The sequence below is a fragment of the Methanobrevibacter thaueri genome (assembly GCF_015062915.1).
Taxonomy (GTDB): domain Archaea; phylum Methanobacteriota; class Methanobacteria; order Methanobacteriales; family Methanobacteriaceae; genus Methanocatella; species Methanocatella thaueri_B.
Genome location: NZ_SUTJ01000005.1, coordinates 106772 through 129790, shown reverse-complemented (window position 1 = coordinate 129790; position 23019 = coordinate 106772). Strand labels below are relative to the sequence as shown.

Genomic DNA, 23019 nt, shown 5'->3' with positions numbered 1-23019 from the left:
TAGAAAAGTTAATTATAATTTTATAATCATAGTGTATATAAAGTATTAGAGAGAGCATTTGAACAGTAATACCAATACAATTTTTCAAAAAATTTTAATATAAATATTGTCCAGGTGCACACCTGTGCAAAAGCACAATCGTTAATATGCATTAGGATTTTTCTTCAATGCTGTTTTAATCATTATTGCCAAGTCCAAACCCATGTGCCAGTTTTCTACGTACTCAATATCATATTCTATACGTTTTTTGATTGAAGTGTCTCCACGGCAGCCATGAATCTGCGCCCAACCGGTAAGGCCAGGTTTTACTTGGTGCTTTACCATGTATTTAGGTATTGTCTCCTTAAACTGCTCAACGAAAAATGGTCTTTCCGGCCTTGGACCAACAACACTCATGTCTCCTTTAAGGACATTGAAGAATTGCGGCAATTCATCAATACTGGTTTTTCTTATTATTTCCCCAACCCTTGTCTTTCTAGGGTCATCCGGAGTGGTCCATTCTGATTTTTCCTCATTCGGATCTTGAACCTTCATGCTTCTGAACTTGTACATCATGAATGTCTTACCATTGTATCCCATTCTCTCCTGCTTAAAGATTATCGGACCTGGAGATGTCAACTTGATAGCAATAGCTGTAATAATCATTATAGGTGAGGTTATTATGATTGCTATTATAGATATTATGTAATCTGACAGGTACTTTAAAAACTTATTGAAATCATCATCAAGGGGAACATAACGGATATTGATAATAGGAATATCCTCAATCATGTCCACTGAGGGCTGTGCCGGGAAGTACCTGATGTAGTCCGGAATGATTTCCGCCTTGATTCCAACCTTTTCACAGCTTTCCACAAGCTCATTGATCTTATAATAATACTTAAGCGGGATTGCAAGGACCACCCTGTCATACCTGTTGCTTTCAAGAACATGATCAAGGTCCTTGAAGGTTCCAATGATTCTGCTTCCCTCCATTTCCATACCGACGTGCTCGGACCTTCCCAAAAATCCGCTGACGACAAACCCGAGATATGGGTTGTCACGTATCCTGCGTGCAAATGTGAACGCCAAATCATTGTCCCCGACAATGAGAATGTGCTTGAGGTTCCTGTTGTTCACCCTCAAATTCTTCAGGACGCTTCTTATGGCGAATCTTTCGATTATTCCAAAGAATGTTGCTATGATAGCAAGCAGGAACAGCATTATCCTTGAAAAGTTAGGCTGGTTAATGATGAACAAAATGGAAACAAGTGCGAAAAACGCAACGATGTTCACCTTAATCAGCTGAGTTGCCTCTGAAAAGATATTTTTATAGGTTCTGCGAGGCTTATACAGGCCGAATGCAAAGTATAAAATCAAATAGACTGGAATTACGGCGAATGTTAAGAATAAAAGATAACTTTGAAAGCCCAAATGGCCTCCAAGCGGACCAAACAATGTGGTTTTGAATCTAAGCCATATAGAACAGACTAAAGCGACGGTTATTACTAAAACGTCTATCAAAACCAATATGATATTCAATGCCCTCTGATTTTCCTTTATCATGATAACTACCAAAATTAGTCTTTAATAATAATATATATTATTATATAAGTTATTTAACTTTTTTTAAATATGTTCAGGAAAAGTTTCAAAAGACATAAAAGGGCAATCCCCAAATATACACTAAAGTTGACAATGAATGAGGACTCGTTGGCATGGTGCTTTTTGTAGTAGATATACATTGCACGATAGAACTCGTAAAGCAATTTGGATTTCTGCTTTTTGCTGCTTGCACCCTTAAGGTGAGTGATTTTGGATTCACCATAGTATATTATCTTCCATCCGGCCTTCTTGATGCGGTAGCACAGGTCAATGTCCTCGCCGTACATGAAAAATGTCTCATCCAAAAGCCCGGCATCATCCAGAGCCTCCTTTCTGATGAACATGAATGCACCTGTGAGGCAGTCTATCTCATATATCCCGTCATCTGGAAGGTTTGTTAGGTTATAGTCATTGCCCTTGCTTTTTGTCGGTATGTGGAACAGTCTGAAAAAGGAATTCTTAACGTTTGGAAATGACCTTTTGCATGCCATGTCAAGATCCTCGTTTTCAAGAAGAACCCTGCATCCTGATGCACCGACATCGGTGTGGCTTTCCATGTAACTGTAGATGTCCTCAAGAGTGTTTTGCCATACGATTGTGTCGGAATTCAACAATAGCTGATACCTTCCGGTGGCTTGCCTTAAGGCTTGGTTGTTTCCTGCGGCAAAACCGTTGTTTTCCTTTGATGCAATGAACTTGACCTTATCGCCGAAATATTCCTGTAATCTTGCTAGGCTATCGTCGCTGGATGCATTATCCACTATGAAAATCTCATAAGAGAAGGGATAATCATACTCCAAGACGGAATCGACAGTGTTTTTTGTCAATTCGAATGTCTGATAATTTAATATTACGATTGAAAGGTCCATTAAGCTCACCGGATTATTTTTTCAGGAATTTAATTGTATTAATAATTAATCTGTATTCCATTTTAAAATAGTTTTTCGTATTCCTGCCCTCAAACTTAACCTTTTCGAGCTTTCCTCTTGTTGACAGGCCCTCACGGATTCCGGCAAGATATGTTGAGCCGAATCCCTTTTTGACAAAGAACACATATTTGATGAAAAATCCTAAAAACAGGAAAATGAAATTGACAATCTTCATTGGTATCGGAAGGTTCTTATAAACTGTCCATACATTGTTTCTTGCTGCAAGGCGAACCTTGAACTCATTGTATCTGCTTCCGCTTGTTGCACTTCCGATATGATAAACAACAGCATCGGGACATAGAAGATTAGTGTAGCCGTTTATTTTTGAGCGTATCGCAATGTCCACATCCTCCATATATGCGAAATAGTTATCGTCAAAAGCGCCAATCCTATCCAACAGGGATTTCTTATACATTGCCGCTCCGGCACATGCGGAGAATATCTCACAGACTTCACTGTATTCGCCGGATTTATGGTTTTCCCCTGTCTTTTTAGTCCATGCAAGCAGGTTATACTCGTCTCCAACATCATCAATCAGTTCCTTATTGTTGTACTGGAGCATCTTTGCCTGCACTGAAAATATATTGTCGTTTGAGGATGCTAAATCAACTAATGCCTTGATTGAGCCTTTTTTAAGCTCAGTGTCATTGTTGAGTGAGAAAATATATTCATACTTGGCCTTTGAGATTCCCTGATTGACGGCAGGTGAAAAACCTAGGTTTTCAGTGTTTTCAATAAGTATGACTGGGAAATTGAAAGTGTTACTTTTAATGTATTCCTTACTTCCGTCTGTTGATCCGTTATCGACTATGATGACTTCCCCAATATAGTCTGAATCGTCATTCAATGACTCGAAAAATGTTTTCAGGAATCTTTCCCCATTATAGTTTGGTGTTACGACTGAAACTTTCATGCTAATCAGATTGAATTTTTTAATTTCATCCATGTTTTATAATATATTCTTGGATTTAACAGGAATAATCTTATCTTTAACTTGAACTTGGAATCCCCTTGATACCTTGAGAGTTTGGTGAGTAAATCCAATTCCTTCATTTTGCCTAAAACCTCATCAAAATCATATCCGTTGTGGAAAAAGAAATTCATGTTTCCAAATATTGCCTTGGGAATTCTTGATGTTATTATTAGATTAGCCAATTCTGATTTATTATTCTTATTGTAGAAATCGGCCAAATCCTCAAAAATTTTTATAACTCCAAAACGCCTGTACTCGGTTGTTTTTATTGCAGATTCGGAGTGCTGGACATAGTAATATGTGACTTCGTTATTGATTGCTATTTGACTTCCATGGAACAGTGCCTTGTGTGCGAACTCCGTGTCCTCTCCGTAAACTATTCCCGGCGTAAATCTTATGTTATTGTCCTTTATTATGCTTGACTTATACATTAACTGGAAAAAGTTAAATGTTATCTCCATGTTCAATTCCTTCTTAATAAAATCTTCAGTTGAAATCATGTCTTCGGAGTAGGTATCCATATGAATTAGCTTGTCACCATCTTCCTTAACGTATAATATCAGACTGAAATCGCTTTCGCCGTTGTATAATGTTGAGATGTGATTTGGTGTGACATGGTCATCCGCATCGATGAAAACCAGGTAATCTCCTTTGGAAGCTTCTATTCCAACATTTCTCGCAACGCTGACTCCTGCATTTTCCTGATGTATAATCTCATAGGGTATTTCAATGTTTTCAAGGGTCCTGTTTATTATATCCAGGCTGTCATCGGTTGACCCGTCGTCGATTACGATGATTTCATAACCGTCAAAATCCTGATTTATTATTGAATTTAAAGTGTTGCCTATATACTCTGATGCATTATAGACTGGAACAATGACACTGACCTTAAAATTATCCATTTTACCACCATTATTTTAAAAGATAATCGACGACTCGCTTGGATGATTGACCGTCGATTTCATCAAATTGTGTCTTGACAAATTCCGAAATTCTGCCCTTGTCAAACTCGCCATTGCTGATGACGTCAATCAACTCGTCTGAAGTCTTGACGATTGGTCCCGGAACAGTTGTCTTGAAATCATAATAGAATCCTCGCTCATTTGCCAGGTAACTGTCAAGATCATAAGTGAAGAATACAATTGGCCTGTTTAAAATAGCGTATTCAATCATTATGGATGAATAATCCGTAATCATGACATCACTTAAAAGCATCAATTCCTGTTCGCTTTCAAAGCCACTGACATCAACATACTTTCCCTTTGAGGAGATATCGTCACTATAGAAGTCCTTGATTTTGGGATGGAGTCTTAAAGCCAGAACATACTCGTCTGAAAGTGACTCGTTGAACTTCTCAATGTCAAGATAGTTGAAAACATTGTTGTACTTCTCCTCATCGCGAAATGTTGGAGCATAAAGAATAATCTTTTTATCTGGAGAAATACCGTATTTTTTACAAAATTCCGCTTTCAATTTATCCAAATCATGATTTTCAAAATAATAATCCATGCGGGGAAGGCCCAATGCCTTGATTTTGGATTCAGGCATCTGGAATGCTTCACTGTAATGCTTTTTAATCTTATCGGATGTTACAATCAGGCAGTCGGTGTTTTTGGAAATTTTTTGAAGGATGTCTCTGCTTTCAACGTCAACGGTTCCACCAAACTTTTTAGATGCTCCCGGAGCATGCCATAACTGTACAACCTGAGTTTCCTCTTTAAAACTCATAAATGCCAATGGGAAAAAGTTATCATTTAAAAAAACGTATTTAGATGAGGCGAGTTTCTTAAAACTTCCAAAGGATAATTTGTCCTTGTAAAAAAAGTGGAAATCATAATCCCCTCTTTTTTCAAATTCCTTTTTAATATAATCCAAATTTCCCTTAAAAGACTCCTTAGAGTCAATTATAAAGGAAACTGATTTTTCATCTATTTTGCGGAATTGGAATAATTTAAATAGTAATCCATAGACCTTATGTTTTATATATGACATTTTCATCTACTAGAAAAATTTTAACATTCCCGGAATAGCTCCCAATATTGATTGGATACCTAAAATGAAAATTGCAAGACCACCTATAAAGTTAATGACTCTGGCGTATTTCATTGCCGCTTTTGTTGCAAATGTACCAATCAATAGCCAGCAAACAACTGCGATTAAGCTCAAACCGGCTAAACCTACTGGATTGACATGAGCCGCCACACCTTGAGCTGCAAGAATCAGGTTTTCAATATTTCCAAAAATAATTAATCCTAAAAACTGTTTTAATTCAGCACCCATAACTATTCGCCTCTAATAGATGTAATCATTGCCTGAGCGCCTAAAATAACAATGGCTAAACCACCAATACACTCGATGAAAGCAGAATAATCAATTAATATTTGAGTTCCAAAAGTTCCAACAATTAACCACATTGAAACAGCCAAAATACTTGCAATTCCTAGTTTAATAGGATTTACGCCAGCTACAACACCTTGTGAAGATAAAACTAAGTTTTCAATATTTCCAAAAATAATCAAACCCACAAAAGGTAAATATTGTTCCAACATCCCAATCACCATTTCCCATTAATAAAAATAAATTATTAATAATAAATATTAATGGATTATAATATATAAAACTATCATTAAAATGTACAATATTTTTGATTTATAAATTGAATGATAATTAATTGTTGCTAATATAACGAATAATAATTGAACAAAAAAGGAAAAAATAGTAAAAAAAATAAATAATTTTTAAATAAAGAGATATATTTCAAGTGTAAATCTTACCTGTTGGAATACATCTTCTCATAATACTCCTGATACTGGCCGCTTTTGACCTGTTCGGTCCAGGCCTGATTGTCAAGATACCATTGGATGGTTTCTTTAATGCCGACCTCAAATGTGTATTTAGGAGCCCATCCCAATTCATCCTGGATTTTGGTTGAATCGATTGCGTAGCGTCTGTCATGACCTAAACGATCGGTTACGAATTCAATCAAGGATTCATCCTTGCCGAGTTCCTCCAAGATAAGTTTCACAATGTAGATGTTTTCCTTTTCATTGTTTCCGCCTATGTTGTAGACTTCACCAAGTTTTCCCTCATGCAGAACAAGGTCTATTGCCTGACAGTGGTCATAGACATGAAGCCAGTCACGGATATTCTTACCGTCACCGTAGATAGGCAGTTTTTTGCCTTCCAATGCGTTTGAAATCATTAACGGAATCAGTTTTTCAGGAAACTGGTAAGGTCCATAGTTATTTGAGCATCTGGTAATGTTTATAGGAAGGCCGAATGTTTCGCCGTATGCCCTTGTAATCAAGTCACCGCCGGCCTTTGAAGCTGAATAGGGACTGTTAGGTTGAAGGGGAGTGGTTTCTGTAAAGAATCCTGTCTTTCCCAATGTACCGTAAACCTCATCTGTTGATATCTGAATGTATTTTTCAACTCCATGCTCCTTAGCGGCGTTTAGAAGCACCTGTGTGCCCAGCACGTTTGACTTTATGAAGATTTCCGGATCTTCAATGCTTCTGTCGACATGGCTTTCAGCTGCAAAGTTTATAACATAATCGCATTTGCCAACCAATTCGTCGACGATTTCCTTATCCCTGATGTCTCCCTTGACAAAGGAGTAGTTGTCATTATCCTCAATGTCTGTAAGGTTTTCAAGGTTTCCGCAGTAAGTCAAGGCGTCAAGGTTTATTATATGGTAATCTGAGTACTTGTTAACCATATACCTGACGAAATTGCTTCCTATGAATCCTGCTCCACCTGTAACTAAAATGTTTGTCATAATATCACTAATATTTAATTTGAGCTTCCTTGAATGATTTCCATTCCTTATCCTTGTCTGACAGGATAATCTCATCAATGCCGTCCAACGGCCAATCGATAGCTATGTCCTCATCATTCCACATTATTCCGCTTTCATCATCACCATGGTAGAATTCAGTGCACTTATATAGGAATTCTGCCTCATCTGACAATACGAGAAATCCGTGTGCGAATTTTGGGGGAATGTATAATTGCTTTTTGTTGTCCTCTGACAATATTTCACCGTACCATTTGCCGTAGGTCGGTGAATCTCCTCTAAGATCCACTCCAACATCGAAGACTTCTCCCTTGATTACACGGACCAATTTGCCCTGAGGGTAGTTTAACTGCAAGTGAAGTCCTCTTAAAACTCCTTTTGATGATTTTGACTGGTTGTCCTGAACGAACTTCAAGTCATGGCCTGCCTCCTTAAAGTCGTTTTCCTGGAAGGTCTCCATAAAGTATCCTCTGTTGTCCTCAAAAACTGTAGGCTCAACAACAAACATTCCTTCAATGCCGGTTTCTGTGAACTTGAACTTTCCCATAGTAATCATCTTTTTGCTAATTTAAATAAGTATTCTCCATAATCAGTCTTTTTAAGCTCTTCAGCTGTTTTCAATAATTGTTCCTCGTTAATGTATCCCTTGCGGTATGCGATTTCCTCAAGACAGGCTATGTATAACCCTTGTCTTTTCTGAATGGTTTCGATGAAATTTGACGCTTCCAAAAGCCCCCCATGGGTTCCTGTGTCAAGCCATGCCATTCCACGACCCAGAAGTTCTACTTTTAATTTTCCACGATTCAAGTATTCCTCATTGACGGAGGTGATTTCAACCTCGCCCCTGTCGGACGGCTTGACGTTTTTGGCAATCTCGACAACGTCATTGTCATAGAAGTACAATCCCGGAACGATGTAGTTTGATTTTGGATTTTCAGGTTTTTCCTCAATGGATAATACGTTCCAGTCGTCATCAAACTCAACTACTCCAAAAGCCTCTGGGTTGTTGGTGTAATATCCGAATATCACAGCCCCTTCCTCTAAAGAGGTTGCCCTTTCAAGGATTTCAGTGAACCTGTGCCCATGGAAGATATTGTCTCCAAGAATCAGGGCAACATTGTCGTCCCCGATGAAATCCTCACCGATTATGAATGCCTCTGCAAGGCCGTTCGGATTTTGCTGAACTGCATATTCGAATTTGATTCCCAAACTTGATCCGTCACCCAGCAAATCCTTATACATTGGCAAGTCCCTAGGAGTGGATATAATTAATATTTCCTTGATTCCAGCAAGCATCAAGACTGAAATAGGATAATAAATCATTGGCTTATCATAAAGTGGGAGCAACTGTTTTGAAACCGCCTTTGTAATCGGGTATAAGCGGGTTCCTGAACCCCCTGCTAAAACAATTCCTTTCATAATAAATCACTATTTAATTATATTATCTTAAATGTTAAATATTCATTTTCATCTGCGGCGTCAATAAATGTGGCGATAATGTCCTCGTCAACACCTTCCGCATTAACCAATTCGATTTCACATTCGATTTCACATAGGCAATCATACAATGCATCCAGATTCTTACCGTAATAGTCCGGCAGTTCCAATGCTTCCATAAGATAGTCGTGCCCGTTTTCCTTAATCATCTTGCCATCCAATTGCATAATCAAACCTCTTTGAATGTGTCATAGTGATCAGCGGTGTAGTAAACCTTGAAATCACCGGTATTATATACAATCCTTTCAGCTCCACGGCTGGTTCCATTGGCGTTAATGTCACATTCTATGTATTTGGAATCACTGTCAGGCAATATGTGTTGCCTGTTGGTGAAAGTGTCTCCACCTATGCTTTTGCCGGGTGCATATTTCTTAAGCGGTCCCCCATACCAGCCAAGGCTTTGGGCTTCCTTTTTAGTTATGTAATTGCTTGGAAGCTTGTGAAATTCCTTAATGTATGCTGATACCTCATCAACAGTACAGTACTCTCCATCTTCCACCACTTTAACGTCATTGCTACTGCCGCCCAGGCCTAGAAAATCCAGAAATCCGGCACTTACTGCTGAAATGCTGACAAGAGCAACGATCAATGCGATGAGAAAAACAAATTTCCTATTCATTTTATCAACTCAATATATTCTTTTATGGCTTCTTTATAATCTCTTAATGGTTCAAATCCGTTTTCAATCCAATTTTTATTTTCCAAAACTGAATAGCTTGGTCTTGGTGCCGGTCTTGCAAATTCGGATGCTGTCACAGGTATGACTTCAACATCCCTGTCCGCTATCTCGAAAATGTATCTTGCAAATTCACACCAGGAGCAATTTCCGGAGTTGGTTAAATGATAAATTCCATACTTTTCGCTTTCAATCAGCTGACTGATACCATAAGCCAAATCGGGAGTATATGTTGGGGTTCCGACCTCATCATATACTACTGTGATTTGTGAATGGTTCTCTGCCAATTCAAGCATTGTTCTTGGGAAATTTCGTCCGTTAATACCATAAAGCCAGGCTGTCCTTACGATAAAGTACTTGTCCAGGATTTCCTGAATGTACTCCTCTCCCATGAGCTTGCTTTTTCCGTAAACGCTGATTGGACCAATCTCGTCGTCCTCGACCCATGGACGGTCACTGACGCCGTTGAAAACATAATCTGTGCTTATGTGCACCAATGGACAATCAACTTGCCTGCATGCCAATGCCAGGTTCTTGACCCCTTCGCCGTTGACACTGTAGGCCAAGTCAGGATTGCTTTCACATCCGTCAACATCGGTATAGGCGGCCGAATTAATGACAATGTCCGGTTTTGAATCGAGAATGAAATCGGCAACGCTGTCCCTGTCGGTTATGTCAAGGGTTTTGGAAGTGGTCAGGACCAATTCATGACTATCCCCTAAGGCCTCTATCAGGTCATGACCCAACATTCCATTGGAACCTGTAATTAAAATCTTCATAATAATCACTTAAAACTTTAATTATTAGTTTAAATATATATTAAACTTAATATATAAAAAGAAGGGAGACGTGATTATGAAGATATGTATCATGGGTCAAGGTTATATTGGGCTTCCGACAGCGGCATTGTTCACAAGACACCATTGCGAAGTTGTTGGAGTAGACATAAACGAAAAAATTGTAGAAAACTTAAATAAGGGAATCATTCACATTGAAGAACCTGGAATAAGCGACATCATCAAAAATGCAGTAGATCACAAAGTATACAAGGCTTCACTGACCCCTGAAAAAGCAGACGCCTTCATAATTACAGTACCGACCCCTTACATTGTTGAAAACTACAGTTGCGATTTAAGCTATGTGATTAATGCATGCGAGACCATAATCCCTTATCTTGAAAAGGGAAACACCGTCATTATCGAATCCACAATAGCTCCAATGTCAACTGATGAGACAATTAAACCTATTTTTGAAAAAGCCGGATTCACAATCGGTGAGGATTTGTACCTTGCACATTGCCCTGAAAGGGTGCTTCCTGGAAGAATAATTGAGGAACTTATTCACAACGACCGCATTATCGGTGGAATAACACCTGAATGTGCCGTTAAGGCAAGTGAAGTGTATGGCCAGTTCGTTGAAGGGGACTTGATGCTTACAGAAGCCAAGACCGCTGAGCTTTCAAAATGTATGGAAAACACATTCAGAGACGTAAATATCGCCCTTGCTAATGAACTTGCAAAGATATGTGCAGAAATAGGCGTCAATGCACTTGACGTTATTGAAATGGCCAACAAGCATCCTAGAGTCAACCTGCACTCACCGGGACCTGGAGTGGGCGGACATTGCCTTGCAATCGACCCGTACTTCATTTACGCTAAGGCCCCTGAAACCGCCAAGATAATCAAGCTGGCACGTGACACAAACAACTCAATGCCTGATTTCGTGTGCGAGAATGTTGCTAAAATAATTTCAAAAGGTAAAATTGCCGTGTTCGGAGTCTCTTATAAGGGAAATACCGGTGATGACAGGGAAAGTCCCGCTTATGAGATAATTGCAAAATTAAGCACAAATTATGAAATCGCAATCCATGACCCTCACATTGAAAATCCGAATTTTGTAAGCTTCAATGAGGCCGTAAAGGATGCCGACCTGATTCTGGTATTGTGCGATCACAATGAGTTCAAGCACCTGGATTATGATTATATAACTGAAAATATGACTGAACCGGTGATATTCGACACTAAAAATATAATAAAAGAAGTTCCAGATGAAATTAAACTGTTTAATTACGGGAACTTATACAAATTGAATTAAAAATTGATTGATTGGTCTGGTTGTATTTGATGGCCGTTCCATGCTTTAAGACTACTCCATTCAGCAGATGGACTTTTCCAAAATATGTCCTCTGGTGCAAGGCCTAACGCTAAAAACACTGCACAGCATGCGTAAATACTACCAGTGTTCATATCTTTTTCACACATGTCCATTTGTGAAGCGTTTAAACCGCATATTAACCATCCGTCACTGCTGAAGTTCTGATTGCCTGTGAACTGTCTTTGAATGACTTTTGTAAGTGCGCTTCTGACTTGAGCGGGACTTATGTTTCTTGGCAATATCTTAAGCAATGCGGCCTGTGAAAGCAAATGGAAAACACCGCAACGGTAAGCCAATGATTTTCCAAGCAACGGATATGTTCCGTCAGGTGAAATCATCCTTTCAAGCTGTGAGGATAACCTTGAGGATCTCATGAGCTGAACATCAAGAAACTCGCCTTCCTGAAGGCCGTATTTTCTCATTACCGCAAGAATGTCGTTAAGCATCGGATGAATGACTAGACTGTTGAAATAACCCACATCAAACTCATCACCGTTTGAATATACCGCATCTCCAACATAGAACTCGTCTCTGAATTTGGAAATTGCATAGGTCAGTCTTTCCCTATCGCATTCCCCTGTGAATTCAAGTAATGCGGCTTCAATCATTGAAGTAAACAATAGCCAATGATTCTCGTAAGGGGCGATTATTCTAGTATTTTTAAGTTCACGAATGATTCTTGCCTGAACATCCATAGGCAAGTTAAGCCATATCTGTTTTTTGGCCCTGAGTAATCCTTGAGCAAATAAAGCAACATCAACTAAAGATTGTTTAGGTTCCACAACAAGAATGTAATCGTTATTGTTTGGATTGACAGCGTTTGAAATGGCCTTTAATGTCAATTTAATATACTTGCCTCTAACATTACCTTCATCTGAGGCATCCACACCCAGTTCCAGCCAAGGTGCGATTCCATTAAAAACACGAGCAAAAGCTTCAAGATATACGAATTTCTGTCCCTCGCCGCTTTTGGATTCGAAAGGCATGTTTTTCCTAAGTGAACCCTTAGCAAGATTGTTGATGACAGGATACGCTATTTTTTGCAATGTTGAAACCCAAAAAATCCTATCTTGCCAGACAGGAGTCTGCTCCTCTATTACAGGAGGCTCTTCTTCTTTTTTTAATCTTTTAAAAAATGAGTTGCTCATGAGTAGTATTTTGTTGAACATTATATATAAATATTAAAAATAGTGTTCATTAAAAAGAATTTATATATATTGTGAAACATAAACATTTATCATTATTAAGAGGTTTAAAATATGCCAACAATTTCTGAAAAAATATTAGCTAGAGCTTCTGGAAAAGATGAAGTTGAAGCTGGAGATATTATTATAGCAAATATTGATATAGCAATGACTCACGATTTAACTGGACCTCTTTCAGTACAATCATTTGAAAAAATTGGAGCTGAAAAAGTCTGGGATCCATCGAAAATCGTCATTCCATTCGACCACCAGGTTCCAGCCGACTCCATCGATTCAGCTAACAACCATATACTGATGAGAGAGTTTGTAAAGGAACAGGGAATCGAGAATTTTTATGATGTCAATGCAGGAGTGTGTCATCAGATACTCCCCGAAAAGGGCCATGTAGTGCCTGGAGATGTCATTGTAGGTGCAGATTCACACACTTGCACTCATGGAGCATGGGGAGCATTTGCAACCGGTATCGGCTCAACCGATATGGCCATGGTTTTCGCTGAAGGAAACCTATGGTTCAAGGTGCCTGAAACAAACAGGTTCAACGTAACCGGCCAGCTTAAGGATAACGTTTATGCAAAGGATGTTATTCTACATATCATCGGCCAGGTGGGTGCTGACGGCTCAACCTATAAGGCATGTGAGTTTGCAGGCGAGACCATCAGCGACATGAGCGTTTCAGACCGTATGGTATTGTGCAATATGGCAATTGAGATGGGCGGAAAGACCGGTCTGGTGGAACCTGACCAGAAGACCATCGACTATGTTGAAAAACGCAGTAATAAGCCATATAAGGTATTTAAGACTGATTTGGACTCATCCTCTCTTAATATTATTGATATTGATGTTAGTGACCTTGAGCCGCAAATAGCCTGTCCTCACAATGTGGACAACGTTAAGCCGGTAAGTGAGGTTGACGTGGAAATCGACCAGGTGTTTTTAGGTTCATGCACTAACGGAAGACTTAGCGACCTTAGGGATGCCGCAAAGATATTGAAAGGAAATAAAGTGGCTGACGGCACCAGAATGCTAGTCATACCGGCATCCAAGGAAGTTTATTCAAAGGCGTTAGATGAAGGATTGCTTAAGATATTTGTAGATGCAGGAGCACTCGTATCAGCTCCTTGTTGCGGACCTTGTCTTGGAGGGCATACCGGAATAATCGGACCTGGAGAGGTAAGCCTATCAACATCTAACAGAAACTTTAAAGGAAGACAAGGATCTCCTGACGGTAAAGTGTACCTGTCCTCAGCAGCTGTTGCAGCAGCATCAGCGATTGAAGGTAGAATTGTAGCACCGGAGTGATAATGTGAAAGGTAAAGCATGGAAATTTGGAAATGACATTGACACAGACATCATAGTTCCTGGAAGATATCTGATCTACACTGATGAGGAGACTTTATCAAAGCATTGTATGGAAGGGCTTGACCCTGATTTCAGTGAAAAATGCAGCAAGGGAGATTTCATAGTTGCTGGAAAGAATTTCGGATGCGGTTCATCAAGGGAGCATGCCCCAATCGCACTTAAAGGTGTTGGAGTTGCAGCAGTGATAGCTGAATCCTTTGCTAGAATATTTTATCGTAACGCCACAAATGTTGGAGTTCCACTTCTTGAAGCTCCAGGAATCAGTGAACTAGTAGAGAATGGAGATGAAATTAGCGTTGACATGGAAAACGCTACAATAACATCCCAAAATGGAGAGACAATCAAATTCAAGAAATTGCCTCCATTCATGTTGGAAATATTAGAACAAGGTGGTTTGATTGAGTACCTCAAGAACAAAAGATAAATATCAGATTGCAGTCGTTCCAGGTGATGGAATTGGCCGTGAAGTTATGAAGGCAACAATTGACGTTTTGGATTCACTTGACATTGACTTTGAATACGTTTACGGTGAAGCCGGTGACGAATGCCTTGAAAAGAACGGTACCGCACTTCCTAGCGAAACATTAGACATCATCAGAAATGCCGATGCATGCCTATTCGGTGCAGCGGGAGAGACTGCAGCAGATGTGATCGTCAAGATACGCCAAGAGATGAAAATGTTCGCTAATCTAAGGCCTGTCAAGGCTTATCCACATACAAATTCACTGTCCGATGACATTGATTTCATGATTGTGCGTGAAAATACTGAAGGAATGTACATTGCCGATGAGGAAAAATACACTGACGAAGGGGCAATAGCAAGACGAATTATAACAAGAGAAGCGGAAAGGCGCATAATCGATTACGCATTTAATTACGCTGTTGAAAATGATAAAAGCAAAGTAACAGCGGTTCATAAAGCTAATGTATTGAAAAAGACTGATGGTTTGTTTAAAGAAATTTTCTATGAAGTTGCAGAGGACTACCCGGACATTGCAACCGAGGACTTTTATGTTGATGCAACAGCAATGTATCTAATCACTCAGCCTGAAAGCTTTGAAGTGATTGTTACTACCAACCTTTTCGGAGATATCCTATCCGATGAGGGAGCCGGCCTTGTCGGAGGACTTGGACTTATTCCATCAGCAAACATCGGTTTGGATGGTGCATTGTTTGAACCCGTTCACGGTTCAGCACCGGACATTGCAGGAAAGGGAATTGCAAATCCAATAGCAATGATGCTTTCAGCAGTGATGATGCTCAGATACCTGGGCGAAAACGAAGCGGCAGACAAGTTTGATGCTGCAATACTAAAATTATTGAATGACGCTAATACTTTAACCGGCGATTTGGGTGGCAGTGCCACAACAATGGAAGTTGCCGGAGAAGTTATAAAGAACTTAAATGGAGAATAATAATATGAATTTCAAAAAAATGACTAGAATGCAAATGGCAGCACTTTTTATCATATTCATCATGGTAGTGAGTGGGGTAGCAGGATTTTTACTCATGATATTTAGCGGCGGAGCTTAAAAAAAATAAAGAGGATTGATATAAATGGCAAAATATGAAATAGCAGCAGTAGTTGCAGAATTTAACTATGACATTACACAAATGATGTTGGAACTTGCAAAAGCAGAAGCAAAAAACAGAGGCTGTGAAATCACAAAAGTGGTTGCAGTACCAGGCGTATTCGATATGCCACTCGTTATCAAAAAATTATTGCAAAAAGACGAATATGATGCAATCATTACTCTTGGAGCAGTTATTGAAGGAGCAACCGACCACGACCAAATCGTGGCTCAACACGCTTCCCGTAAAATTGCAGACCTAGCACTTGAATACGACACTCCAGTTGCACTCGGTATCACCGGTCCTGGAATGACAAGAATGGATGCTCACAGACGTGTTAAAAACGCAAAAAGCGCTGTTGAAGCAGCTATTAAAATGTGCGACAGATTAAAAGAAATCTAGATGATTATATGGAAATTCTAAAACCTAACGAATTGAGAGAAAAATTTTCCGACCCATGGATTGCACCTTATGAAAAGGTCTTGACCATGGTTGATGGCGATAAGGTGGAGATTGTTGAATACCACCCTTGCATTTCAGGGTCCCATTGGCTATTGAATCAATACAGGAACAATTCAGAACTTATTGATTCCGCTTATCGTGATGGAAACAAGCATGTCTACAAATGCCATGTTGGCTGCAAACCCCTTGACCTGAAAGCCAGTTTCAATGCGGCAGGAATCGATGAGATTGTCGTTGACGGCGATGAAGTTAAGGTAACCCATGCAGGTTTGGCAGGTGCAGGCGTTGGAGCCGGAATGTGCAGAGGAATGGGTGAAGGCGTCAAGTACATTGAACTTCTTGAAGTCGGTGGAGGATCCAAAGTTGGAAAGGCAACTGTAGTGACTCCTAAACTTGAAAAAGTTGTAATCGGTGTTGACGATACCGATACCAAGGATGCCGGAGCAACATGGACAATGGCACATAATTTAGGTGTCGAGCTTGCAGAGGAAGGCTTTGAATATCTGGATCACATTATCGTTCAGCTTTATCCACACAACCCTCACAAGACCCAGAACTGTGTTTCAATCGCTCTTACATTTGCTGTTGAAAGTGAGAAAAAACAGGAATTGATTGACAGAGTCATTGAAATTCTTAAAAGGGACACATTATCCGACAAGACAGCAATAGCTATTTTGGAAGGTTTGGACATTCCTGAAAAGTTAAGAGAATATTCCATTGCAACCAAATCTGGAATGATGGATGTTGAAACCGCTGAAAAAACAGCTGAAGAATTAAACATTCCATTGATAGCCGTTACAGGCGAACAGGGTAAAGTCGGTGCGCTTGCTGCACTAGGTCTTTATGATGATGTTGAAGAAGCCGTTAAGGCTTATGACAAAAAATAACCTTATTTAAGGTTACTCTTTTTTTTCTTTTTTTAATCAAAGTAGAAGTTCAGGAAATTGTTGCCTGAAGAGTACTGCTTGATTGAAGTGGAATTTATATCATTGAACACTATGTCTATGGTGTTGTTCTGGTAGGTTATTGACTTGTTTTCTGGAAACATCACTGCTGTAACGTACTGTCCTTCGATTGCAATATTATATGTTGAATTCTCAGCGAATATTCCATTTGAATAGAGTACAGACTCGTTATTAACAAGGACTTCAAAGCTTGAGGCGTTCCTGTACCTGTCGGAAATTGAGAACTTCTCATATATTGTGTTATTGCCATTCTCATGAGAGTGGGTTATGCTTGATTTGGCGAATATCTCATTCAAACGACTGTTTTGAATAATATCCCCTGTTTCAACGCCCAATGCGTTTTTAGCATTAATTGGTAGTCTCAATATATCTGGTTCGCCAGGCCTTGTCTCATTTATCTTATATGCCTCGCCGTCTATTCTTATCGTATCGTTCACGCCAATGCCCAAAGTCATCATCGCATCCGATGGCATGCGTATTATGTCAGACTCGTTTTCAATTGCAGTGTCTATTGTGTATGGTCCCCTTACGGAAATTGAATTGTCGCTTGGAGTGTCATCGGCATATATAATCAGGTTTCTGGAGTTCGGCTCGATTGACAGTACTCCGTGCTCGAAGTGAGCGGCTCCAATGAATGTTGAAATCATCAGGAGCAGGACAATTATTGAAATGATCATCGGGAAATGAATCTTGATAAATGACTTGACCAGGTTTCCCCGTGGAGTCTTTCTGAACATGTCGATTGACTTTACAACCACTTTCACTATGTAGTATATTGCTATGACAATACCGACTATTGAAACAATCACTCCAACAGCCAAAGGCACGAATTTAACAAAGAATATTGTGAATAAACCCAATATAACAAGTGACAATCCGACAATGGACATTCTGATGTCATATCCTATATCATCTATCATCACCACACGACCGTACTTGTTTGCACGGCCTATGATTGTCCTTACAACCTCATTTGCCATCAGGTTCAATTCTGACAGCGGTGACATGTCGTGCTCAATTGCACCGATGTCGACTTCTGTGATTGAGATTCCCAAAACATCAGCGTCAATGACTATTCCCACATCGACACCATAGTCCTTTTCAAAATTAATCTTTTTCAACACTTCCTTACGTGCCGCAAACTGTCCGCTTAAAGGCTGCTCGAATGAGATTTCCGGGAAGAAAAAGTTGAGCAAAGGCTTCGCAGTAAGCTCAGTAACACGTCCACTGGCACGTGAAAACTTGGTTTTTGTAATATCTGTCTTGCCATCTAAAATAGGTTTTATCATCGCTTCAACCTTTTTAGAGGTTAAATTATAGATATCTGCATCGATGAATGCTATGATATCACATTCCGCTTCACTGTAACCAGTATATAAGGCTTCCCCCTTACCCTTGTTGACTTCATGATTTATGACAATGGCACCGGCCTTTCTGGCCTCCTCTTCGGTATTGTCGGATGATCCGTCATTGACAACGATTATCTCATCGACAAAGGACACCTTCTTGACCACTTCTATTACCTTGGCCACTGTCTCCTCTTCATTATAAGCGGGAATGATTACTGAAACCTTTTGATATTTCTTAGATTTTTCAGTTTTAATACCAGCCAGTAAAAATGCAACAATTACTAAAAACCAATACAATTTAAATTCACCATTAAAAAGTTTCTACATTTATACTTTTGTAAATTAAATAGTTATAAATTTTTTTATAAATTCAAACAAAAAATTATTAATCGATAACAAATAATATTGAATTAAAAGCAAAATTCAGATAAGGTAGTAATTTTAATGATTAATGAAACACTTGAAAAGGAATTGAACCTTGCCGGATGGCAGGTTAAAAAAGTAATCAAATTGATTGATGACGGCAACACAATCCCATTCATTGCACGTTACAGAAAGGACGTTACAGGTTCACTCAATGACGAGACATTAAGGAAATTCGATGAAAGACTTAAATACTTGAGAAATTTAGAGGACAAGAAGGAAAAAATCATCAAAAGGATTGATGAGCTTGGAAAACTTGACGATGATTTGAAAAACAGGATTACAAAGGCCGAAACCCTGGTTGAGCTTGAGGATCTCTACAGGCCTTTCAAAAGCAAAAAGCAGACTCGTGCAACCAAGGCCCGTGACAAGGGTCTTGAGCCATTGGCTGAAATAATATTGGCACAGGAGGTCAGGCAAAGCGTTAAAAAAATAGCTGAAAAGTATATTACTGATGAAGTTAAAACAGCCGAGGAGGCAATTGAGGGTGCAAAGGACATCATTGCCGAAATCGTATCCGACAATTCAGGCTTCAGAAAAAAAATAAGACAGAACACTTTCCATACCGGCCAAATCGAGACAAAAGCAAAGGACAAGGACACCTCAACGGAATATGACCTTTACTACAATTACTCAGAAAAAATAAAAAGAATTCCACCACACCGTATCCTTGCGATAAACAGGGCGGAAAACGAAGGTGTAATCAGGGTCAAGCTAACCTGTGACACTGATGAGATTTTAAGGTATCTCAATCGCCACATGCTTAAAAACATTTCAAAAATCCCTGAAAAGATTGAATACAATAGGTACACCACTCCAATCATTAAGGATGCCGTGAGCGACGCCTATAAAAGACTGATTTCACCTGCAATCGAGCGTGAAATCAGAAGTTACCTGACTGAAAAGGCTGAGGAAAAGTCAATTGAAGTGTTTGCTAAAAATTTGAACCAGCTGCTCATGGAAAGTCCGCTTGTCGGCAAGACCATTCTCGGATGGGACCCGGCCTTCAGAACAGGCTGCAAGCTGGCCATCATTGATGAGACCGGAAAGGTGCTTGACACCGCTTTAATCTATCCTACAGCCCCTCAAAAGAAAATCAAAGAATCAATAAAAACAGTTAGGGAATTGATTGAAAAGTATGACATCAATGTCATAGCCATTGGAAACGGTACGGCTTCAAGGGAATCCGAGGAAATCGTTGCCCAAATAATCAAGGGGACAAACGTCGAATACATTATAGTCAATGAGGCTGGAGCGTCAGTTTACTCAGCATCAAAACTGGCTGATGAGGAATTTCCTGATTTCAGTGAAGGTGAGCGCAGTGCCGTGTCAATTGCAAGAAGACTGCAGGATCCATTGGCCGAACTTGTAAAAATCGACCCCAAGTCAATCGGTGTCGGACAGTACCAGCACGACATGAACCAGAAACAATTGTCAGAGTCATTGGCCGGTGTTGTTGAAAAGGTAGTTAATGAGGTTGGAGTTGACCTCAACACTGCTTCTGTAAGCCTTCTAAACTACGTTTCAGGGATTGGAAACACAACCGCTAAAAATATCATCGCATATCGTGAGGAGAACGGCAGCTTCAGCTCAAGAAAGGAATTATTGAATGTTAAAAAGCTTGGTAAAAAGACTTATGAGCAATGTGCGGGCTTTGTTAAAATAGACAATCCTGAATACCCATTGGACAATACCACAATACATCCAGAGTCATATGACGCCACATTCAAACTGCTGGATAAGCTTAATTATACGTGAATGATATCGGAGCGAAAAATCTTAAACTGGACAACATTGACATTAAGGAAATCTCCAAGGAGCTGGATATCGGTCAGGAAACCTTGAAGGACATAATCAATGAGCTTAAAAAACCGGGCCGTGACCCTCGTGAGGACATGCCAAAACCTATTTTAAGGAAAAATGTTCTTACAATTGATGATTTGGAAATTGGCATGACAATGCAGGGAACAGTGAGAAACATTGTTGATTTTGGTGCCTTTGTTGATATTGGGGTTCATCAGGACGGATTGGTTCACATTTCACAGTTGGTTGCAGACAGGTTCGTCAAACACCCCTTGGATATTGTCAGTGTTGGAGATATAGTTGATGTTAAAGTATTAGATATTGACATAAAAAGGAACAGGATTAACTTGACAATGATAATCTAAATTTCTAATTTAATTTCATCAAATGTAAGGTAAGGTATTTTACTATTTTTTATTCCATCTTCAAATTTGATGAAACCTTCCTTTTCCAGCTTTTTAACCTTAGGCTGAATATTGCTTACATCCTTATTGATTTTATTCGCCAAATCCCTAATGCTTCTTGGTTTTTCATGTTTAATGGTATTTAATATGATTAAATCCAAATCAGAAAGTGATAATTTGTTTGTCACTAAGCTTTCAGTAGTTTCTATTGTTTCATCAGGATTTTCTTTATAATATCTCCAATTTTCCAAATCAACATACATTTTCATATTATTTGTTCTTTTAAAAAGTTTTTCCAACTCATTGATGGATTTATATATGTCTTCCATTTCACTAATGAATTCTAGACCTGTCTGTTTTTTAACCAATGTTATAATCATTTTAACATCTCCAGTAACTCTTCAACATCAAATACTTTTGAAACGTTTAAATAATCCTTAATTATTTCAAATACTTTATCACAATCATCAAAACCAATCTCCACTTTAACAACATGATTTTGAGGGTCAGGATGAATATGTGCCTTGCCGATATGATAATTGTCAATTAATATATTGTCGGGCATGATAACAATCGACCATCCATTGGGCGTTTTTACCTTGTAAAGAATCTTATCACCGATTGAAGTTTTATCTTGAGTTTTTCTTGACATGTTATATTATACTTCTTATTGTATTTATATATAAGTTGGTTTTTTACCAACACAATTATATAAGATAATATAAATTTTATAATACTAGTGCAATTACATGAAATGGCAGCAAAATTTTAATAAGTTTATTAATCACTTCAAATATAATATTCTATGTTTATATAATATTTTTAGAAGGGATTTTTAATGACACCGAAGATAATGATAATTCTTGGAAGTGGATCAGACATAGCCATTGCAGAAAAGGCAATGGACATATTGGATAAATTAGAAATACCATACAGTTTAAAGATCGCATCCGCACACAGAACTCCAAATCTTGTGCGTGAAATTGTACAGCAAGGTACCGATGCAGGAATTGAAGTCTTCATTGGAATAGCTGGTCTTGCAGCACACCTGCCGGGCTCAATTGCAGCATATACACCAAGACCTGTTATAGGTGTTCCGGTGGACGTCAAGACTGACGGTTTGGATGCACTGGATTCAATTATTCAAATGCCTTATCCTTCCCCAATAGCCACTGTTGGAATTGACAGGGGAGACAATGCAGCAATACTGGCTGCACAGTTCATCGGACTGCATGATGACGAAGTCCACAAGAGAGTTATTGAATTGAGAAAGGAATATGCTCAAAAGGTAATAAGAAGCAATGAGGAAATCGTACAGGCGATTGACAGGCCATTCATCAACAATGACTTTTTAAGAATCAAGGACTTGGAAATCAACAAGGCTGAAGTTGATGAGGAAAACAGCGGCTGCAAAAACAAGGATGCTGAAGTGGTAATAATTGTTGGAAGACAGACTGATGTTCCTGTTGCCAAAAAAGTGGCGATAATTCTTGACAGGCTTAAAATTACACATGACACCAAGGTTGTCTGTCCGATAAGGTCAAATAAAAAATTCATAAATTATGTTAAATCCATGAAAAACGCAAAAATTTTCGTTGGAGTCAGCTCAAACTCTTCACAGGTGACTGGAGGAATCGTTGGCCTTACAGCAAGGCCGGTTATAGGTGTTCCATGTACCAATGAAAACGGTGATGATTACAGGCTCACTACTGTCAGCATGCCACCGGGAGTTCCTGTTGCAACTGTGGGCATCAACAACGGTAAGAATGCAGCTGTCTTATGCGGAGAAATCCTTTCAATTGACAATCCTGAAATCGTACAGCTTCTTGATAAATTAAAAGACAAAAAAATTAACTTATAAGTGATAA

At 39.1% G+C, this 23019-nt stretch carries 24 protein-coding genes and 1 pseudogene; 8 read left to right on the top strand and 17 right to left on the bottom strand.

The annotated features are described in order from the left end of the window. Positions 1-141: 141 nt before the first annotated feature. The 13 genes from E7Z78_RS05175 to rfbD all read right to left on the bottom strand — a co-directional run bounded on the left by E7Z78_RS05175 (position 142) and on the right by rfbD (position 10234). Entirely contained in the window at positions 142-1545 is a 1404-nt protein-coding gene (locus tag E7Z78_RS05175) for an undecaprenyl-phosphate glucose phosphotransferase (RefSeq protein ID WP_303724112.1), read from the bottom strand. Positions 1546-1598: 53 nt separating this feature from the next. Then, positions 1599-2453, bottom strand: coding sequence for a glycosyltransferase family 2 protein (locus tag E7Z78_RS05170; protein WP_303724111.1), 855 nt, complete (start codon positions 2451-2453; stop codon positions 1599-1601). Between the two features lie 13 nt (positions 2454-2466). Beyond that, on the bottom strand, positions 2467-3426 hold the full coding sequence (locus E7Z78_RS05165; protein ID WP_369693466.1) for a glycosyltransferase family 2 protein: 960 nt from the start codon (positions 3424-3426) through the stop codon (positions 2467-2469). 5 nt (positions 3427-3431) lie between these two features. Next, positions 3432-4388, bottom strand: a complete 957-nt coding sequence (locus tag E7Z78_RS05160) for a glycosyltransferase (RefSeq protein WP_303724109.1) — start codon at positions 4386-4388, stop codon at positions 3432-3434. Positions 4389-4398: 10 nt separating this feature from the next. Further along, complete coding sequence (locus tag E7Z78_RS05155) at positions 4399-5478, bottom strand: CDP-glycerol glycerophosphotransferase family protein (RefSeq protein WP_303724108.1); 1080 nt, start codon at positions 5476-5478, stop codon at positions 4399-4401. A gap of 9 nt (positions 5479-5487) precedes the next feature. After that, positions 5488-5766: a hypothetical protein gene (locus tag E7Z78_RS05150; protein WP_303724107.1), complete on the bottom strand. Its 279-nt coding sequence runs from the start codon at positions 5764-5766 to the stop codon at positions 5488-5490. A 2-nt stretch (positions 5767-5768) separates the two neighbouring features. Continuing rightward, positions 5769-6035, bottom strand: coding sequence for a hypothetical protein (locus E7Z78_RS05145; RefSeq protein ID WP_303724106.1), 267 nt, complete (start codon positions 6033-6035; stop codon positions 5769-5771). 221 nt (positions 6036-6256) lie between these two features. Further along, positions 6257-7264, bottom strand: a complete 1008-nt coding sequence (rfbB, locus tag E7Z78_RS05140; protein WP_303724105.1) for a dTDP-glucose 4,6-dehydratase — start codon at positions 7262-7264, stop codon at positions 6257-6259. 7 nt (positions 7265-7271) lie between these two features. Then, the gene (gene rfbC / locus E7Z78_RS05135; protein ID WP_303724134.1) at positions 7272-7829 is read right to left on the bottom strand and encodes a dTDP-4-dehydrorhamnose 3,5-epimerase; all 558 of its coding nucleotides are present in this window, start codon (positions 7827-7829) and stop codon (positions 7272-7274) included. A gap of 5 nt (positions 7830-7834) precedes the next feature. Beyond that, positions 7835-8701, bottom strand: a complete 867-nt coding sequence (gene rfbA, locus E7Z78_RS05130; protein WP_303724104.1) for a glucose-1-phosphate thymidylyltransferase RfbA — start codon at positions 8699-8701, stop codon at positions 7835-7837. A gap of 17 nt (positions 8702-8718) precedes the next feature. Further along, the gene (locus E7Z78_RS05125) at positions 8719-8946 is read right to left on the bottom strand and encodes a barstar family protein (RefSeq protein WP_303724103.1); all 228 of its coding nucleotides are present in this window, start codon (positions 8944-8946) and stop codon (positions 8719-8721) included. 2 nt (positions 8947-8948) lie between these two features. Continuing rightward, on the bottom strand, positions 8949-9398 hold the full coding sequence (locus tag E7Z78_RS05120) for a ribonuclease domain-containing protein (protein WP_303724102.1): 450 nt from the start codon (positions 9396-9398) through the stop codon (positions 8949-8951). Next, positions 9395-10234, bottom strand: a complete 840-nt coding sequence (rfbD, locus tag E7Z78_RS05115; RefSeq protein ID WP_303724101.1) for a dTDP-4-dehydrorhamnose reductase — start codon at positions 10232-10234, stop codon at positions 9395-9397. The genes E7Z78_RS05120 and rfbD overlap by 4 nt, the downstream gene beginning before the upstream one ends. Positions 10235-10310: 76 nt before the next feature. Here rfbD and E7Z78_RS05110 point away from each other — a divergent pair, with 76 nt between their 5' ends. Beyond that, complete coding sequence (locus E7Z78_RS05110; RefSeq protein ID WP_303724100.1) at positions 10311-11549, top strand: nucleotide sugar dehydrogenase; 1239 nt, start codon at positions 10311-10313, stop codon at positions 11547-11549. On the opposite strand, the gene E7Z78_RS05105 is transcribed toward E7Z78_RS05110, so the two are convergent. Continuing rightward, complete coding sequence (locus E7Z78_RS05105; protein ID WP_303724099.1) at positions 11546-12778, bottom strand: DUF2264 domain-containing protein; 1233 nt, start codon at positions 12776-12778, stop codon at positions 11546-11548. The two genes, E7Z78_RS05110 and E7Z78_RS05105, sit on opposite strands and share 4 nt — an antisense overlap. 90 nt (positions 12779-12868) lie before the next feature. Between E7Z78_RS05105 and hacA the strand changes: the two genes are divergently transcribed. The 5 genes from hacA to mmp11 all read left to right on the top strand — a co-directional run bounded on the left by hacA (position 12869) and on the right by mmp11 (position 17094). Next, positions 12869-14113 carry a homoaconitase large subunit gene (gene hacA / locus E7Z78_RS05100; protein ID WP_303724098.1) on the top strand — a complete coding sequence of 415 codons (1245 nt, stop codon included), beginning with the start codon at positions 12869-12871 and terminating at the stop codon, positions 14111-14113. Between the two features lie 4 nt (positions 14114-14117). Further along, positions 14118-14597 carry a 3-isopropylmalate dehydratase small subunit gene (locus E7Z78_RS05095; protein ID WP_303724097.1) on the top strand — a complete coding sequence of 160 codons (480 nt, stop codon included), beginning with the start codon at positions 14118-14120 and terminating at the stop codon, positions 14595-14597. After that, positions 14572-15588 (top strand): isocitrate/isopropylmalate family dehydrogenase, encoded by a 1017-nt coding sequence (locus E7Z78_RS05090; protein WP_303724096.1) that lies wholly within the window; start codon positions 14572-14574, stop codon positions 15586-15588. The genes E7Z78_RS05095 and E7Z78_RS05090 overlap by 26 nt, the downstream gene beginning before the upstream one ends. A 142-nt stretch (positions 15589-15730) precedes the next feature. After that, positions 15731-16147: a 6,7-dimethyl-8-ribityllumazine synthase gene (ribH, locus tag E7Z78_RS05085; RefSeq protein WP_292802051.1), complete on the top strand. Its 417-nt coding sequence runs from the start codon at positions 15731-15733 to the stop codon at positions 16145-16147. Positions 16148-16155: 8 nt separating this feature from the next. After that, positions 16156-17094, top strand: a complete 939-nt coding sequence (gene mmp11, locus E7Z78_RS05080; RefSeq protein WP_303724095.1) for a methanogenesis marker protein 11 — start codon at positions 16156-16158, stop codon at positions 17092-17094. Positions 17095-17126: 32 nt separating this feature from the next. On the opposite strand, the gene E7Z78_RS05075 is transcribed toward mmp11, so the two are convergent. Then, positions 17127-18818, bottom strand: coding sequence for a glycosyltransferase (locus E7Z78_RS05075; RefSeq protein WP_303724094.1), 1692 nt, complete (start codon positions 18816-18818; stop codon positions 17127-17129). 147 nt (positions 18819-18965) lie between these two features. Between E7Z78_RS05075 and E7Z78_RS05070 the strand changes: the two are divergent. After that, positions 18966-21112, top strand: a pseudogene (locus E7Z78_RS05070) (Tex family protein). On the opposite strand, the gene E7Z78_RS05065 reads toward E7Z78_RS05070, so the two are convergent. Together E7Z78_RS05065 and E7Z78_RS05060 are read right to left on the bottom strand one after the other, a co-directional pair. Next, entirely contained in the window at positions 21109-21531 is a 423-nt protein-coding gene (locus E7Z78_RS05065) for a MarR family transcriptional regulator (RefSeq protein ID WP_303724093.1), read from the bottom strand. The pseudogene E7Z78_RS05070 and the gene E7Z78_RS05065 sit on opposite strands and share 4 nt — an antisense overlap. Next, positions 21528-21803, bottom strand: coding sequence for a hypothetical protein (locus E7Z78_RS05060; protein WP_303724092.1), 276 nt, complete (start codon positions 21801-21803; stop codon positions 21528-21530). The genes E7Z78_RS05065 and E7Z78_RS05060 overlap by 4 nt, the downstream gene beginning before the upstream one ends. A gap of 186 nt (positions 21804-21989) precedes the next feature. On the opposite strand from E7Z78_RS05060, the gene purE reads away from it, so the two are divergent. Beyond that, the gene (gene purE / locus E7Z78_RS05055) at positions 21990-23012 is read left to right on the top strand and encodes a 5-(carboxyamino)imidazole ribonucleotide mutase (RefSeq protein WP_303724091.1); all 1023 of its coding nucleotides are present in this window, start codon (positions 21990-21992) and stop codon (positions 23010-23012) included. Positions 23013-23019 lie beyond the last annotated feature (7 nt).

Coding starts and splice junctions, on each gene's coding strand:
- E7Z78_RS05060 (WP_303724092.1), bottom strand. CDS start 21,803: ATGTCAAGAAAAACTCAAGATAAAACTTCAATCGGTGATAAGATTCTT.
- rfbD (WP_303724101.1), bottom strand. CDS start 10,234: ATGAAGATTTTAATTACAGGTTCCAATGGAATGTTGGGTCATGACCTG.
- E7Z78_RS05160 (WP_303724109.1), bottom strand. CDS start 4,388: ATGGATAATTTTAAGGTCAGTGTCATTGTTCCAGTCTATAATGCATCA.
- purE (WP_303724091.1), top strand. CDS start 21,990: ATGACACCGAAGATAATGATAATTCTTGGAAGTGGATCAGACATAGCC.
- E7Z78_RS05145 (WP_303724106.1), bottom strand. CDS start 6,035: ATGTTGGAACAATATTTACCTTTTGTGGGTTTGATTATTTTTGGAAAT.
- E7Z78_RS05110 (WP_303724100.1), top strand. CDS start 10,311: ATGAAGATATGTATCATGGGTCAAGGTTATATTGGGCTTCCGACAGCG.
- rfbB (WP_303724105.1), bottom strand. CDS start 7,264: ATGACAAACATTTTAGTTACAGGTGGAGCAGGATTCATAGGAAGCAAT.
- E7Z78_RS05125 (WP_303724103.1), bottom strand. CDS start 8,946: ATGCAATTGGATGGCAAGATGATTAAGGAAAACGGGCACGACTATCTT.
- E7Z78_RS05155 (WP_303724108.1), bottom strand. CDS start 5,478: ATGTCATATATAAAACATAAGGTCTATGGATTACTATTTAAATTATTC.
- rfbC (WP_303724134.1), bottom strand. CDS start 7,829: ATGGGAAAGTTCAAGTTCACAGAAACCGGCATTGAAGGAATGTTTGTT.
- hacA (WP_303724098.1), top strand. CDS start 12,869: ATGCCAACAATTTCTGAAAAAATATTAGCTAGAGCTTCTGGAAAAGAT.
- E7Z78_RS05170 (WP_303724111.1), bottom strand. CDS start 2,453: ATGGACCTTTCAATCGTAATATTAAATTATCAGACATTCGAATTGACA.
- mmp11 (WP_303724095.1), top strand. CDS start 16,156: ATGGAAATTCTAAAACCTAACGAATTGAGAGAAAAATTTTCCGACCCA.
- E7Z78_RS05150 (WP_303724107.1), bottom strand. CDS start 5,766: ATGGGTGCTGAATTAAAACAGTTTTTAGGATTAATTATTTTTGGAAAT.
- ribH (WP_292802051.1), top strand. CDS start 15,731: ATGGCAAAATATGAAATAGCAGCAGTAGTTGCAGAATTTAACTATGAC.
- E7Z78_RS05065 (WP_303724093.1), bottom strand. CDS start 21,531: ATGATTATAACATTGGTTAAAAAACAGACAGGTCTAGAATTCATTAGT.
- E7Z78_RS05105 (WP_303724099.1), bottom strand. CDS start 12,778: ATGTTCAACAAAATACTACTCATGAGCAACTCATTTTTTAAAAGATTA.
- E7Z78_RS05120 (WP_303724102.1), bottom strand. CDS start 9,398: ATGAATAGGAAATTTGTTTTTCTCATCGCATTGATCGTTGCTCTTGTC.
- E7Z78_RS05175 (WP_303724112.1), bottom strand. CDS start 1,545: ATGATAAAGGAAAATCAGAGGGCATTGAATATCATATTGGTTTTGATA.
- E7Z78_RS05165 (WP_369693466.1), bottom strand. CDS start 3,426: ATGAAAGTTTCAGTCGTAACACCAAACTATAATGGGGAAAGATTCCTG.
- rfbA (WP_303724104.1), bottom strand. CDS start 8,701: ATGAAAGGAATTGTTTTAGCAGGGGGTTCAGGAACCCGCTTATACCCG.